The sequence below is a fragment of the Vibrio hepatarius genome (genome assembly GCF_001274785.1).
Taxonomy (GTDB): Bacteria; Pseudomonadota; Gammaproteobacteria; order Enterobacterales; family Vibrionaceae; genus Vibrio; species Vibrio hepatarius.
On the sequence record NZ_LHPI01000008.1, the window covers coordinates 228,109 to 242,869 of the forward strand.

11 protein-coding genes are annotated in these 14,761 nt (G+C 47.3%); 4 read left to right on the top strand and 7 right to left on the bottom strand.

All coding sequences use genetic code 11. The annotated features are described in order from the left end of the window. Positions 1-29 precede the first annotated feature (29 nt). Positions 30-1,547: a CYTH and CHAD domain-containing protein gene (locus tag AKJ31_RS10460; protein WP_053409035.1), complete on the bottom strand. Its 1,518-nt coding sequence runs from the start codon at positions 1,545-1,547 to the stop codon at positions 30-32. Positions 1,548-1,752: 205 nt separating this feature from the next. Here AKJ31_RS10460 and AKJ31_RS10465 point away from each other — a divergent pair, with 205 nt between their 5' ends. From AKJ31_RS10465 to AKJ31_RS10475, 3 genes are all read left to right on the top strand, one after another. Further along, positions 1,753-2,433 (top strand): TIGR00153 family protein, encoded by a 681-nt coding sequence (locus AKJ31_RS10465; protein ID WP_053409036.1) that lies wholly within the window; start codon positions 1,753-1,755, stop codon positions 2,431-2,433. 129 nt (positions 2,434-2,562) lie between these two features. Next, positions 2,563-3,822, top strand: coding sequence for an inorganic phosphate transporter (locus tag AKJ31_RS10470; RefSeq protein ID WP_053409037.1), 1,260 nt, complete (start codon positions 2,563-2,565; stop codon positions 3,820-3,822). Positions 3,823-3,977: 155 nt separating this feature from the next. Further along, positions 3,978-4,589, top strand: coding sequence for a TIGR04211 family SH3 domain-containing protein (locus AKJ31_RS10475; protein WP_053409038.1), 612 nt, complete (start codon positions 3,978-3,980; stop codon positions 4,587-4,589). Positions 4,590-4,643: 54 nt separating this feature from the next. Here the strand turns inward: AKJ31_RS10475 and AKJ31_RS10480 are convergent, their stop codons facing one another. Both AKJ31_RS10480 and AKJ31_RS10485 read right to left on the bottom strand, forming a co-directional pair. Further along, on the bottom strand, positions 4,644-5,381 hold the full coding sequence (locus AKJ31_RS10480) for a general secretion pathway protein GspB (RefSeq protein ID WP_053409039.1): 738 nt from the start codon (positions 5,379-5,381) through the stop codon (positions 4,644-4,646). After that, the gene (locus AKJ31_RS10485; RefSeq protein ID WP_053409040.1) at positions 5,381-6,985 is read right to left on the bottom strand and encodes an ExeA family protein; all 1,605 of its coding nucleotides are present in this window, start codon (positions 6,983-6,985) and stop codon (positions 5,381-5,383) included. Before AKJ31_RS10485 ends, AKJ31_RS10480 begins: the two co-directional genes overlap by 1 nt. A gap of 89 nt (positions 6,986-7,074) precedes the next feature. On the opposite strand from AKJ31_RS10485, the gene AKJ31_RS10490 reads away from it, so the two are divergent. Further along, positions 7,075-8,289 (top strand): multifunctional CCA addition/repair protein, encoded by a 1,215-nt coding sequence (locus AKJ31_RS10490; RefSeq protein WP_053409041.1) that lies wholly within the window; start codon positions 7,075-7,077, stop codon positions 8,287-8,289. Between the two features lie 100 nt (positions 8,290-8,389). Here the strand turns inward: AKJ31_RS10490 and eno are convergent, their stop codons facing one another. From eno to relA, 4 genes are all read right to left on the bottom strand, one after another. Next, positions 8,390-9,688 carry a phosphopyruvate hydratase gene (gene eno, locus AKJ31_RS10495; RefSeq protein WP_053409042.1) on the bottom strand — a complete coding sequence of 433 codons (1,299 nt, stop codon included), beginning with the start codon at positions 9,686-9,688 and terminating at the stop codon, positions 8,390-8,392. A gap of 78 nt (positions 9,689-9,766) precedes the next feature. Beyond that, positions 9,767-11,407, bottom strand: coding sequence for a CTP synthase (locus tag AKJ31_RS10500; protein WP_053409043.1), 1,641 nt, complete (start codon positions 11,405-11,407; stop codon positions 9,767-9,769). Between the two features lie 218 nt (positions 11,408-11,625). After that, a complete protein-coding gene (gene mazG / locus AKJ31_RS10505; protein ID WP_053409044.1) occupies positions 11,626-12,417 on the bottom strand; it encodes a nucleoside triphosphate pyrophosphohydrolase in 792 nt (263 codons plus the stop codon). Positions 12,418-12,522: 105 nt separating this feature from the next. Further along, the gene (relA, locus tag AKJ31_RS10510) at positions 12,523-14,742 is read right to left on the bottom strand and encodes a GTP diphosphokinase (RefSeq protein ID WP_053409045.1); all 2,220 of its coding nucleotides are present in this window, start codon (positions 14,740-14,742) and stop codon (positions 12,523-12,525) included. Positions 14,743-14,761: the final 19 nt, after the last annotated feature.

Sequence of the window (14,761 nt, forward strand, 5' to 3'; positions counted from 1 at the left end):
GGAGCGTGATGCTCCCTTTTTAACTTTTTCTAGTCTCGCCAATAAGGCTCAGCTTCAATACATATCACGCGGGTTTGCTCCATCGCATGAAGGATTGAACTCTCCTGACGAGATAGCCAGCGTTCGAGCTGTTCTTTTTCTTCGCCTTGTAGCTTTTCCACTTGCTTATGCAGTGTTTTTAGCTTGAGCAAATCATCAATGCCATGCAGCAAGTCGCTCCAAGGAAGTCGGAAACTCATTCGCTCATCCGCATCGAAGATACTGGCAAAGCTCACACCGGTATACAGGTTACGCATCAGGTGATATTGCTGATCGATATAATCTTGGCTAGTTAACGCGCGCTCTGGTGGAAAAACTTCCATCAGCTCCGCCCACGTTCTATCCAGTTGCTCAATCGAGAAGTGTTCAATGTTAAGCGCCATTTTCTCGCGCGCTTTTTCGTCGAGGAAAGGTTGCCAGCCACGGGTCAGAATCCAGCGACTTAAATCCAACAATAGTCCGGTGTAGCGAGAAGAATGAATCTGCTCTAGCAGTTCTTCTCGTGTCGGTAGCGACTCTTGCTCTTGTTTCAGCTCAGCGATGAGGAATTTGCGTGCATCCAGTTTACGTAACGCGTGGCCTTTATCATCGAGTAAATCTTCGATGTAGTCGTATTGTTTCAACCACTCCAAGCTTTGCTCTAGCCATTTCAGCTCTTGTCGCAAGATAGCACTTGCACGACGAGGCACAACCGAGCCGTAGACAGTTAAGATTTGGCGAATAAAACTGACCGAGTTTTTGATTTCATGCAGCGCGTCAATCGACTCTCTTTCTGCATAAATCTGTTCATGGTAATGCCAGTGAGACAACGCGTGCTCTAGCGAGTTAATGAAGCAAGATTCCACCGTATCGTTTTTATCGGTGGCCACCAGCGTCATTTCTTGCACTTCATCACCTTGGTAATCCATCGCAAGGCGATAACCTTTGGCTGCTTTGCTCAAGTTGCCAAGGCGCATACCACCATACTCGGAAAAACTGCGCGCGAGCGTAAATAGAGCATCCGTCTGACCGGATTTCAGTTCTAGTTCCACTTCGCAGATAGGGTCTTCTTTTTCTCCGGCAATCACCTTACCTTGGTCAAACGCCACTTCAACTTGGCTGCCATCGGCCATGCCAATTAACCATTGTTCACGGGTGAAGTTGGTAGAGAAAAGAGGAGTAAGCTCGTTTTGCAGGGTCTCGATATCTTTGCCACTTGGCCAGATATCGGTTGGGTGAAGTGTGAGTTCTGGCTCATTGCCAGTATGCTCAGCGTTGTATTCTGGTCTTTGATGAAGTCCGGCAACGACACGTCCTGCTGTTTTCACTGTTTGCACGTAAACATCATCAAATCGGCGGATACGCAAGCCAATGTCGTGCTGGCGTAACCAATTATCGGGAGTATCGAAGTAAGTATTTCCTAACTCACGACAACTGTGCTGAAGTACCTTTTCCTGAGCAATTTTCTCTCTTAAAATATCTGAAAATTCAGGAGAAACAAAAAACTTCAGTTCTATCTCGGTTTCCATAGTTGTACCTTCCAAAGCAGATAGGAACAGGATATTGCCAATTTTCCTACACGGCAAGAAAGAAATATCGTTGGAATGATGATCTAAAACAGTTTTAATGAGTGATTTAATGCGTTAACATGCGCGCCTTTATAGCCATCGTTCAACATTTCGCCATAGATTGGTGTATGTTATTTTTAGGTTATATTAATTAGGTTGAATGACCATGCCAGTAAATACAATTATGGGGTTATTTGCAAAGTCCCCTATAAAGCCTTTGCAACGCCACGTTGTGTGTGTGAACGAATGTTGCTCTCACTTAATCAACTTCTTTGAAGTCAGTTCAAAGGGTGATTGGGAAAAAGCATCTGAAATTCGTGCGCAAATTTCTCATCTAGAGAAAGAAGCCGACGTTCTAAAGCGCGAAATTCGCCTTAAACTTCCTCGCGGTTTGTTTATGCCTGTAGACCGTAGCGACATGTTGGAGCTACTGACACAGCAAGACAAACTGGCAAACCTAGCAAAAGATATTGCTGGTCGTGTCTACGGCCGTCAATTGACCATTCCTGAACCACTTCAAGAAAACTTTATCGCTTACGTTAAGCGTTGTCTTGACGCCGCTAACCAAGCGCAAAAAGTTATCAATGAACTCGATGAGTTACTGGAGACTGGATTTAAAGGCCGTGAAGTAACACTTGTGGCTGAGATGATCCACCAACTGGATGTAATCGAGGACGACACTGATGCGATGCAAATCCAACTTCGTCAACAACTTATGGCGATTGAACAGGGTATGAATCCTATCGATGTCATGTTCCTTTACAAAATTTTAGAGTGGGTAGGTGGCATTGCTGATCAGGCGCAACGTGTTGGTGCGCGTCTAGAGCTAATGTTGTCTCGCTCATAAATTTAAGTTAACCAAATAACGAAGAGCATTTTAACTGCACTCCCCTGTTAGGCGATAAATAACTCAAGCGCCGAAGGGGCTTTTTCGTGCCTAATTTGCTCCGCTTGTTATCAACAACTAGGTATTACGATGGATATCCTTGCGAACTACGGCACTGTCCTGATTATTGTTGCAGCTCTTTTTGGCTTTTTGATGGCTATCGGTATCGGCGCGAATGACGTTGCCAATGCGATGGGTACGTCAGTAGGTTCTAAAGCGCTAACCGTAAAACAAGCCATCATCATCGCGATGATTTTTGAATTTGCGGGTGCATATCTTGCAGGCGGTGAAGTAACCGACACTATCCGTAAAGGTGTAATCGAAACATCACTATTTGCATCTCAACCTGACGTTCTTGTCTACGGCATGATGTCTGCTCTACTTGCTGCGGGTACGTGGCTATTGCTTGCCTCTTACATGGGCTGGCCAGTATCAACGACTCACTCAATCATCGGTGCGATCATCGGTTTTGCGTGTGTGTCTGTCGGTACTGAAGCGGTAGACTGGGCCTCAGTTCAAGGCATCGTTGGTAGCTGGATCATTACTCCAGTTATCTCGGGTTTCTTTGCTTACGTCATCTTTGTCAGCGCACAACGACTGATCTTTGATACTGAAAAACCACTGATTAACGCGAAACGTTTTGTACCTGTGTACATGTTCATCACCACTATGGTTATCGCGCTAGTAACAATCAAGAAAGGCCTAAAACACGTTGGTCTTCACCTAAGTAACGGTGAAGCGTGGATGTGGTCGGCAGTGGTTTCAGGCATCGTAATGGTGGGTGGCTACCTATACATCCAGAAGAAATTCGCTAGCCGCGAAGACGACCATGGCTTTGCTGGTGTTGAAGGTATCTTCAGCGTATTGATGGTTATCACAGCGTGTGCGATGGCATTTGCCCACGGCTCTAACGACGTAGCAAACGCGATTGGTCCACTTTCTGCGGTAGTATCAACGGTCGAGCATATGGGTGAAATCACAACCAAAAGTACCATTGCGTGGTGGATTCTTCCGCTAGGTGGTTTTGGTATCGTGGTAGGTCTTGCGACACTTGGTCATAAAGTAATGGCAACGGTTGGTACTGGTATTACAGAACTAACGCCTAGCCGTGGTTTTGCCGCTCAGCTAGCAACAGCATGTACTGTGGTATTGGCATCAGGTACTGGTCTACCAATTTCAACCACACAAACATTGGTTGGTGCTGTATTAGGTGTTGGTTTCGCACGTGGTATCGCAGCACTGAACCTTGGCGTAGTACGTAACATCGTGGCCTCTTGGGTAGTAACGCTACCTGCTGGTGCACTACTTGCGGTGGTATTCTTCTATGCAATTCAGGCGTCATTCGCCTAATCAATACGTCAGTAATTTGTAAGAGCACTGTTAGTATTGACTCAAAACCGCATAAAGGGAGGCTTTGCCTCCCTTCTTTGTTGCAGTGACTCGTGAAAATTCTTACTATTTGGCGTTAGCGAGATATAGACAATAAAACTGTTAAAGGATTTACCGTGAAAAGACTGGTTTGCTTGGTTTTGGCTTCATTGTTTGTCGTCCCGGCTGCATTTGCTCAAGACCGCTACATCGCTGATAAGTTATTTACTTACATGCACTCTGGCCCTAGCGCTCAATATCGTATTATCGGCAGCGTTGACGCTGGTGATAAAGTTAAACTGCTTTCAAGCAACAAAGAGACTGGCTACAGCCAAGTTCAAGATGAGCGAGGCCGTAAAGGCTGGGTTGAAAGCCGCTTCGTCACACGCCAAGAAAGCATGGCAACGCGCTTCCCTCGTCTTGAGAAAGAGCTGGCTGAAACGAAAGACAAACTTGCCAATGCACGCGCGATCTCTGACCAAGAGAAAGCAGGTCTAGTCGACTCTCTAGAGACGCGTAACCGTCAAATTTCAGAAATGGAAGAAGGTTACAGCGATATGAGCCAAAAGCTGTCTGAGGCACAAGCAGAGGTTCGTAACCTACGTGCAAAACTGGATACGCAGAAAGACGACCTACTGTTGAAGTACTTCATGTACGGCGGTGGTGTGGCAGGCATTGGCTTGCTACTAGGTCTTATCCTACCGCACATTGTGCCGCGTAGACGCCGCTCTCCAAACGGCTGGGCATAAACTCCTCGCATCGATATTAAAAAGGTCGCCAATTGGCGACCTTTTATTTTCTGTTTAACCTTTCCAATCATACAAAGCCGGAACTTGTATCGTTTCGCCGTTGAAACTGATCTGGCAACTCTGCTGCTCTATCTTCACCAAGCGCACACGTTCGGTGATCCAATCGCCTTCAATAAATTCGTTACCGTTGACCTTCACCCAGCGCTTATTAGGGTTACTGGAGTAAACGTGGGTTTCAAAGTTCATCGCTGGTAGTTTACCGCGCCACTTAACCGCATCATTAGACAAGTTTGACGCGCTGCCTTCATCAACCGTATCTGCAACTCCCAACGCCGCCTCCACACGTAACGCGAGCTCAGGCGAGAGTTGAGACAAGTCGATATCATTGAACAACGGTTCTTTGCTAGTTTGCGCGTTCGGTTGCTGTGGTGTAACTGGCGTTTCTGACGCAGCCACCACTGGCGGCTCTTCGTTTAAAGCGCTTTCCAACTCATAAGTGGCTTGCAACGACCGAAAGCTCGGATACGCTTTGACATCGTAAACAAAGGGCACATCAACGGTAATGGTTTCCGCTTGCTGATTGGCTTTCCAACCGTCGATTTTAGATTGATAGATCTGGAACGAGCTCACCGCACTCGCCACTATTGCGGGTGCAAACATGAGCAACATGATTGAGAATTTGCTGACGCGAGGCTGCGTATTCGCTTGCTGAGAAACCGGGTAAGGCGAAGAAAGCGACGCGGCTTGATAGCTTTGCTCTGAGTGCGCTAATGCTTTGAGTACTTTTGACATTAGATTCCCTCCGCCATTTGTAGTGTAGGCGCGTCTACTTGAGCTACTTCTTCTAAGCGTTGCAGGGTTTTCTTCCCAGCAATCCCGTCAACCGTTAACCCTTGCCAACGCTGAAACGCTTTTACTTTGTCTTGCAGCGCTTGGTCATAAACGTTGTTGCTGCTATTAGGCTGGCCGAGAACCTGGGAAAGTCTGTCGTCTAACAAAGCGATGGTTTCTCCGCTCATACCGACTTTGAGAGTCTGTTGCCAGTATCGGCGCCAGATTCGGTGGTACTCCCCATTCCAAAGCTGGTCAAGGCGCGCCAGTGGCAACTCAATATTCTTATCGCCAATCAACAGCTGCGCAACCTGATGGTTGAGGCGGTACAACACCGCAAAGCTTATCACACCCTCATGCTCTAAAGTCAGCAGTACTGGCGTATTGGCAGCTCTCAAGGTTTGAATATCACCGCTCAACGATTCACAGCGAAATGCGCCTTCGTTCTCCTGTAAGCAGAGCTTATCGAGCATCGAAGGCTTAAATCCCCAAACTTTATACAAATCCCCAACCCCCGCTTCGAAATCACTGGCTAGAGACAATTGCTGGGTGAGAAACTCAGGGAAGACTTCTTTCTCGATAACCTCCGCAGGTTGTGCAGGATAATTCAGCTCCCCCCACTCCGCCATCGCGGGTTCAATCAATCTTGGGGTATAGAGATAGCTGCCCACGGCAAGCAGCGCACCGATGACCGCCGCCGCGGCGTATGTGAGATATACTGGCTTTGCACTATGCGACTTGGCGGGTTGGAAGTTCGCCTGAAAGCTCATCACTTCATAACACGCCGCTTGAACACTGGAAAAGTTAGGAGGATTCTCGCCCAGCCCATAAGCGTGCTTGAGCGCGGCATCACACACTAAGTTGATTAAGCGTGGGATTCCAGAAGTTTGCTGAGCGATGAGTTTCAACGCTTTGGCGCTAAACAACTGTTTATCTCCACCAGCCAGTTCGAGCCTGAATCGGATGTAATTCGCCGTTTCCGAGGCTTCGAGAGGCAGAAGATGATAACGACCTGTAATTCGCTGCGCTAGCTGCCTCAGTTGCGGCATTTTCAATTTGTGTTGCAGCTCGGGTTGGCCTATCAGCAGTACCTTAAGTAGCTTTTGGCTTTCAGTTTCAAGATTAGTCAGCAGTCTTAACTGCTCGAGCACTTCAGCGGACAAGTGCTGCGCTTCATCAATCACCAATAAGGTCTGGATACCATTAGCGTGATTACTCAGGAGAAACTCATGGATGACGTGGTTTAGCTGTTTAAGCGACGAGTCTGCTTGATACTCCAAGCCAAATTCATCACAAATCGCCTCAAGCAACTCTAAGTTAGAAAAGGTTGGATTGAGGATTAACCCTGCATGTACATTGTTGTCCAACGCGTTCAACATCGCGCGCGCGACGGTGGTTTTCCCGGTCCCGACTTCCCCTGTCAGCATCGCGAAACCGCCACCTTCACCGAGCCCAGCGGTAAGGCGTAAGATCGCTTCTTTGTGTCTTGGACTCTGATAGAGAAAACGAGAGTTAGGTACTATCGAAAACGGCAGCTCTGTGAATCCAAAATGTTGCTTATACATGCATTTCGTCTCTGGGAATTTATTGATAAGGAAAGTACCATTAACAACAATAATAGCCAATTCTAAAGCGATAAATGAGAGCGTGTTAAGTGCAGAGATACCTCGTTGGCGGCGCAGTTCGCGATCAACTGCTAAATATTGAAGTTTATGACAAAGATTGGGTTGTCGTCGGCGCAACTCCGGACGAGCTGATCAAACAAGGCTATGTCGCGGTGGGTAAAGACTTTCCGGTTTTTCTCCATCCAGAAACCAAACAAGAACACGCGCTAGCAAGAACAGAGCGCAAAGTCGGCGCAGGTTACACCGGTTTTGAATGTTATTTCGCTCCCGATGTAACGCTTGAAGAAGACCTCCAACGTCGAGACCTGACTATCAACGCGATCGCTCAGCACCCTGACGGCACACTCATCGATCCGTACCACGGACAACAAGATCTGGAAGATCGTATGTTGCGTCATGTGTCTGAGGCGTTTGTCGAAGATCCACTGCGCGTACTACGTGTCGCTCGCTTTGCGGCTAAACTTTCTCACCTTGGTTTCCGCGTTGCCGATGAAACAATGGCGTTGATGCGCAGTATCGCTGAGTCTGGTGAACTGGCGCATCTGACCGCACAGCGCGTTTGGCAAGAGTGGCATAAGTCACTCGCGACGCCAGACCCACAAGTATTCATTGAAGTACTCAGAGCATGTGGCGCGTTAGCAATCGTGCTACCTGAACTTGACCAACTGTTCGGTGTGCCTCAACCAGAGAAATGGCATCCAGAAATCGATACGGGCCTCCACACTCTTTTAGTTGCCAAACAAGCCGCGATGTTAAGTAACTCACCCACCGTTCGCTTTGCTGCTCAAGTCCATGACTTAGGCAAAGGCATCACTCCTCAAAGCGAATGGCCAAGCCATAAGATGCATTGTCATACTGGTCTGAAGCTGATTAAAGCGCTGTGCGAACGTGTACGCGTCCCTAACGAGTACCGTGATTTAGCACTCATGGTGTGTGAGCAGCACTCTAACATTCACCGCGCCGCTGAACTTCGGCCGGAAACCAAACTCAAGATCCTCAACAAATTTGATGTTTGGCGTAAACCAGAACGGTTAAACGACATCTTGTTGTGCTGTATGGCCGATAGTCGTGGTCGTACTGGGCATGAGGATATTGAGTACCCTCAAAAAACGATCTTTGAGCGCGCATATCAAGCGGCGTTATCGGTCGAGGTACAAACCATCATACAAGACGGTTTCAAAGGTGCGGCAATACGTGAAGAGATGGAAAAACGTCGGATAGAAGCGATAGCGGAAGCCAAATAGCCTCGCTTGGTGCTTTCTCCCACATACAAAAACACCTCGCCTGAGCGAGGTGTTTTCAAAGCTTAAGTTAATAATTCGCTAAGTTTAAAACCTAGGGAGATTATTGACCTTTAACTTCTTTAAGACCGTTGAAAGGAGCGCGCTCACCTAGAGCTTCCTCGATACGGATTAGTTGGTTGTACTTAGCAACACGGTCAGAACGGCTCATAGAACCAGTCTTGATTTGACCTGCAGCTGTACCTACCGCTAGGTCAGCGATAGTAGCATCTTCAGTTTCGCCAGAACGGTGAGAGATTACTGCTGTGTAACCTGCATCTTTAGCCATCTTGATTGCAGCTAGAGTCTCAGTTAGAGAACCGATTTGGTTGAACTTGATAAGGATAGAGTTAGCGATGCCTTTCTCGATACCTTCAGCTAGGATCTTAGTGTTTGTAACGAATAGGTCGTCACCAACAAGTTGGATCTTGTCGCCTAGAAGTTCAGTTTGGTGCTTGAAGCCATCCCAGTCTGACTCGTCTAGACCGTCTTCGATAGATACGATTGGGTACTCAGCAACTAGACCAGCTAGGTAGTGGTTGAACTCTTCAGAAGTGAAGATCTTGCCTTCGCCCTTCATGTTGTAGTTACCAGCTTCTTTGTCGTAGAACTCAGATGCAGCACAGTCCATAGCTAGAGTAACGTCTTTACCTAGCTCGTAACCAGCAAGCTCTACAGCTTCTTTGATTGCAGCTAGTGCAGCAGCGTTAGATTCTAGGTTAGGAGCGAAACCACCTTCGTCACCAACTGCAGTGCTCATGCCTTTTGCTTTAAGAACTTTAGCTAGGTTGTGGAATACTTCTGCACCGATACGTAGACCTTCTTTAAGAGTTTTAGCGCCAACTGGTTGGATCATGAACTCTTGGATGTCAACGTTGTTGTCTGCGTGCTCACCACCGTTGATGATGTTCATCATTGGTAGAGGCATAGAGAATTGACCTGGAGTGCCGTTTAGCTCAGCGATGTGCTCGTATAGAGGCATGCCTTTCGCTGCAGCAGCAGCTTTAGCGTTTGCTAGAGAAACAGCTAGGATAGCGTTAGCGCCGAACTTAGATTTGTTTTCAGTGCCGTCTAGTTCGATCATTACTGCGTCGATTGCAGCTTGATCTTTAGCGTCTTTACCAACTAGAGCTTCGGCGATTGGACCATTTACTGCTTCAACAGCTTTAAGAACACCTTTACCTAGGAAACGTGCTTTGTCACCGTCACGTAGCTCAAGAGCTTCGCGTGAACCAGTAGAAGCGCCAGATGGAGCTGCCGCCATACCAACGAAACCGCCTTCTAGGTGAACTTCAGCTTCTACAGTTGGGTTACCACGTGAGTCGATGATTTCACGACCTAGAACTTTAACGATCTTAGACATTAATGTTTCCTCTCGTTCAAATATAAATGTCAAATTTAAAAGGCAGCAGCACAACCCTCGCCACTGCCCGTATCCTTTTTACTTCTCGAATTCGCCGCGTGAGTACTGGCCCGCAGCCTTCACGAACCCTGCAAACAATGGATGACCATCGCGAGGTGTCGATGTGAATTCAGGGTGGAACTGAGCCGCAACAAACCATGGGTGAGCTGGGTTTTCAATCATTTCCACTAGCTTCTTGTCCGCAGATAGGCCTGACACTTTAAGACCTGCTTTTTCGATTTGCGGACGAAGTACGTTGTTCACTTCGTAACGGTGACGGTGACGCTCATGGATCGTTGCGCTACCGTACAGTTCACGTGCTTTAGTCCCTTTCTCAAGGTGACATAGCTGAGAACCAAGACGCATTGTGCCACCTAGGTCAGACTTCTCAGTACGCTCTTCCACGTTACCTGTCTCATCTACCCATTCAGTGATCAAGCCTACTACAGGGAACTTGGTCTCTTTGTTAAATTCTGTTGAATGTGCACCTTCCATACCCGCAACGTTACGCGCGTATTCAATAAGGGCAACTTGCATGCCTAGACAGATACCAAGGTAAGGGATGTTGTTCTCACGTGCGTATTTCGCCGCCAGAATCTTACCTTCAATACCACGGTCGCCGAAACCACCAGGAACCAAGATTGCGTCTAGACCTTTAAACATCTCGTCACCTTTTGACTCTACGTCTTGAGAGTCAACGTACTTGATGTTTACGCTTAGACGGTTCTTAAGGCCTGCGTGCTTAAGTGCTTCGTTCACTGACTTGTATGCGTCTGGTAGCTCGATGTACTTACCAACCATACCGATAGTCACTTCACCTGTTGGGTTAGCTTCTTCGTAGATAACTTGTTCCCATTCAGACAGGTCAGCTTCTGGTGCTGTGATACCAAAGCGTGAACATACAAGATCGTCTAGACCTTGAGCTTTAACTAGTTGAGGGATTTTGTAGATTGAATCTACGTCCTTCATTGAGATAACTGCTTTTTCTGGAACGTTACAGAATAGAGCAATCTTCTTACGCTCGTTCGCTGGGATCATACGATCGCTACGACAAACTAGAATATCTGGCTGGATACCGATAGACAGTAGCTCTTTTACAGAGTGCTGAGTCGGCTTAGTTTTCACTTCACCCGCAGCTGCTAGGTAAGGAACTAGAGTTAGGTGCATGAACATTGCGCGTTCACGACCAAGCTCCACTGCTAGCTGACGGATAGCTTCCATGAATGGTAGTGATTCGATATCACCAACCGTACCACCAACTTCAACGATAGCCACATCGTGACCTTCAGAGCCTGCGATTACGCGGTCTTTGATTGAGTTAGTAATATGAGGAATAACCTGAATAGTTGCACCTAGGTAATCACCGCGACGCTCTTTACGAAGTACGTCGGCGTAAACACGACCTGCAGTAAAGTTGTTACGCTTAGTCATCTTGGTACGGATAAAACGCTCATAGTGACCAAGGTCTAGGTCAGTCTCTGCGCCATCTTCCGTAACGAACACTTCACCGTGCTGAGTTGGGCTCATTGTGCCTGGATCAACGTTGATGTAAGGGTCAAGCTTCATCATAGTCACTTTAAGACCACGAGCTTCTAGAATAGCTGCAAGAGATGCTGCTGCAATACCTTTACCTAGAGAGGATACAACCCCGCCAGTAACAAAAATGTAATTTGTCGTCATGTTTAACCTGAAATTGGTTGAATGAGGGAAATGGAATTCTTCTGGACGGGAGATAAATATACCAGAAGACCCTAACCGCCACAACGTGAAATCTATCACACTGCCTTTTTTTATTTTTTGCTTCAAATCAAAGTGCGTAAAGAGAAAACAGGCGGTGTTTTTATGTTCTGGGTCACATTTGCCCCATAAACGCCATTCTGTATATTTATTCCGCAATTTTACTCTTCGCGTTTTACTTCATCCCAATATTTATCGAGTTGTTGCAATGAACAATCGGTCAACTCTCGACCCGATTGTGCAACTTTATGCTCTACTTGTTTGAATCTATTCGAGAACTTAATATTCGCTTTACTTAATGCCACCTCAGGGTCTTTACCCAGATGGCGTGCCAGATTCACAGTAGCAAACAATAAATCCCCCAACTCCAACTCGACTTTTTGTTCATCGGGACTGACCTGAAGCGCTTCTTCCATCACTTCTTCAACTTCTTCTTGAACCTTTTCAACCACCGGCCCCAAAGAGTCCCAATCAAAACCATATTTGGCACACTTTTTCTGGATTTTTGTGGCACGAGAAAGTGCAGGCAGAGAGTTTGGTATTGAGTCTAGAATACTTTCTTCTGTTTTGCCTATCTCGGCCTTTTCTTTGGCTTTCTCCATTTCCCAGTTGGCATTGATTTGCTCGTCACTCTCAAACTTCACATCAGAGAAAACGTGCGGATGACGGCGGGTGAGTTTCTCGTTGACCGTTTCAACCACCTCTGAAAAGTCAAACAAGCCTTGCTCCTTGGCCATCTGACTATAAAAAATCACCTGGAACAGTAAGTCACCTAATTCTTCTTTTAAATTTGGCCAGTCTCGATTTTGAATCGCATCGACCACTTCATAGGTTTCTTCAATCGTATGCGGAACAATGGTGTCGAAAGTCTGTTTGATATCCCAAGGGCATCCGCCTTGTGGGTCTCGCAGCTTAGCCATGATCTGTTCTAACTGTTCAATTGGATGACTCATCTTTTCTTCCTGTAAGCAAAAAGGCGAGCAGATCACCACTCGCCTTTCGTATTTTTAATGTTTCTTGGTCTCAGTCACTGCGATATTCACATGGCAACAAGGACGTTAGCCTAAACGCTTCACCGAAATAACATCTTTAATCTGCTCAACGCGCGTATTGATACGGTTCAATACTTCAACGTTGGTGACTTCTAAATCAAAGTCCATGATAGAGAGCTGCTTACGGTAATCCATGCGGCTCTTCATGCTGGTGACTTTGATCTTCTCGTTGGCAAACAAGGTAGTGATGTCTTTAAGTAAACCACCACGCTCCATAGCCTCAACACGAACGGTTAAGATGTAAGAGCCCACAAAGCCGCTGCCCCAAACGGTATCAATGATACGTTCCGGTGCGTGGTGACGAAGCTCGTCTAGCTGTTCACAGTCGGCACGGTGCACCGAAATGCCACGCCCTTGAGTGATGTAACCACAAATATCGTCACCTGGGATCGGCTGACAACAACGCGCTAAGTGAGTCATCAGATTATCGACCCCTTCCACTACCACGGCGTCTTTTTTCGGACGACTTTGTGCTGGTGTTTTGTGTCCAGCTTCCTGAAGCTTTTCCAGCGCTTGCTGGTCTTCTTCTTCCGCCGTCGGCTTGTTAACCAGCGCGTTGATGTGGTTAATGATCTGGTTGATACGCAAGTCACCGCTGCCAACACCGACATAAAGCTCATCCGGAGTGTTCACGTTGAAACGCTTCAGAGCGTATTGCTCTGCGTGCTTGAGTGTCGCACCAATCTTGGCGAGTTCGGTTTCTAGAATCTCACGCCCCGCTTCGAGGTTCTTCTCTCGAGACTGCTTACGGAACCAAGCGTTAATCTTGGCGCGTGCACGGCCTGAATGAACAAAGCCCAGCGATGGGTTTAACCAGTCACGTGATGGGTTTGGTTCTTTCGAAGTGATGATTTCCACCTGGTCACCCATGTGCAGTTTATGGGTAAACGGTACGATACGACCCGCCACTTTGGCACCGATACAACGGTGACCGACTTCTGAGTGGATATGGTAAGCAAAGTCGAGTGGTGTCGCGCCCATCGGCAAGTCGACAACATCGCCACGCGGAGTAAAGGCGTAAACTCGGTCATCAAACACTTGGCTACGAACTTCATCCAGCATTTCGCCTGAATCAGACATCTCTTCCTGCCAATCAAGCAGTTTACGTAGCCAGGTAATTTTCTCATCGTAACCGCTGCGACCGCCGCCACCTTCTTTGTACTTCCAGTGCGCTGCCACACCCAACTCCGAATCCTCATGCATCTGTTTGGTACGGATTTGGATTTCAATGGTTTTGCCTTCAGGGCCAAGGATCACAGTATGAATTGATTGGTAACCGTTCGGTTTTGGGTTCGCAACGTAATCGTCGAACTCACTTGGGAGGTGTTTGTACTTGGTATGCACCGCACCAAGCGCCGCGTAACAATCTTGCAGCTTGTCGGCGATAATACGTACCGCGCGAACGTCAAACAGTTCGTCAAACGCCAAACCTTTCTTTTGCATCTTACGCCAGATGCTGTAGATGTGTTTTGGCCGACCACTGACTTCTGCATTGATGCCAGACTCGCGCATCTCTTTCGACAAGTCGTCGACAAAGTCTTTGATGTATTGTTCGCGAACGATGCGTCGCTCAGACAGTTGTTTAGCGATCTGTTTGTAAGTCTCTGGCTGCTGATAACGGAAAGCGTAATCTTCGATTTCCCATTTCAACTGACCGATACCCAAACGGTTGGCAAGTGGCGCATAAATATTGGCACACTCTTTTGCCGCCGCACGACGCACTTCGTCCGGCGCTTTTTTCACTTCAATCAGGTTAGAGATGCGTTCGGCAAGTTTGATGATCACGCAGCGGAAATCGTCCACCATCGCCAGCAACATACGGCGTACGTTATCGACCTGTGCCGATGCTGCACTGCCTTCCATGGTCACATTGAGTTGCCCCAACGCCGCCATTTCTTCAACGCCATCAATCAACTTGATGGTCTCTTTACCAAAATCTTCTTCTAATGCTTCTCTTTTGTATGCTCCAGCAGAAACCAAAGGGAAGAGCATTGCAGCAACTAAGGTTGCTTTGTCCATCGAAAGCGTGATGAGAATTTCGATCATTTCTCGGCCACGCCATAACAAAAGCGGACCTTGTTCGTTATCTTTTAAAATGGTTTCGCAGTGGCCGTACACCTCTTTCAGGCGTTTCGCGACTGGCTTATCCTGACCTAAACTGGCAATCCACTTATCTAGCTCAAACTGTTCATCTTGGTTCAAATGTGCGCTTCTAACCGCAACCATCGTTTTCGTCCTAGTTCTT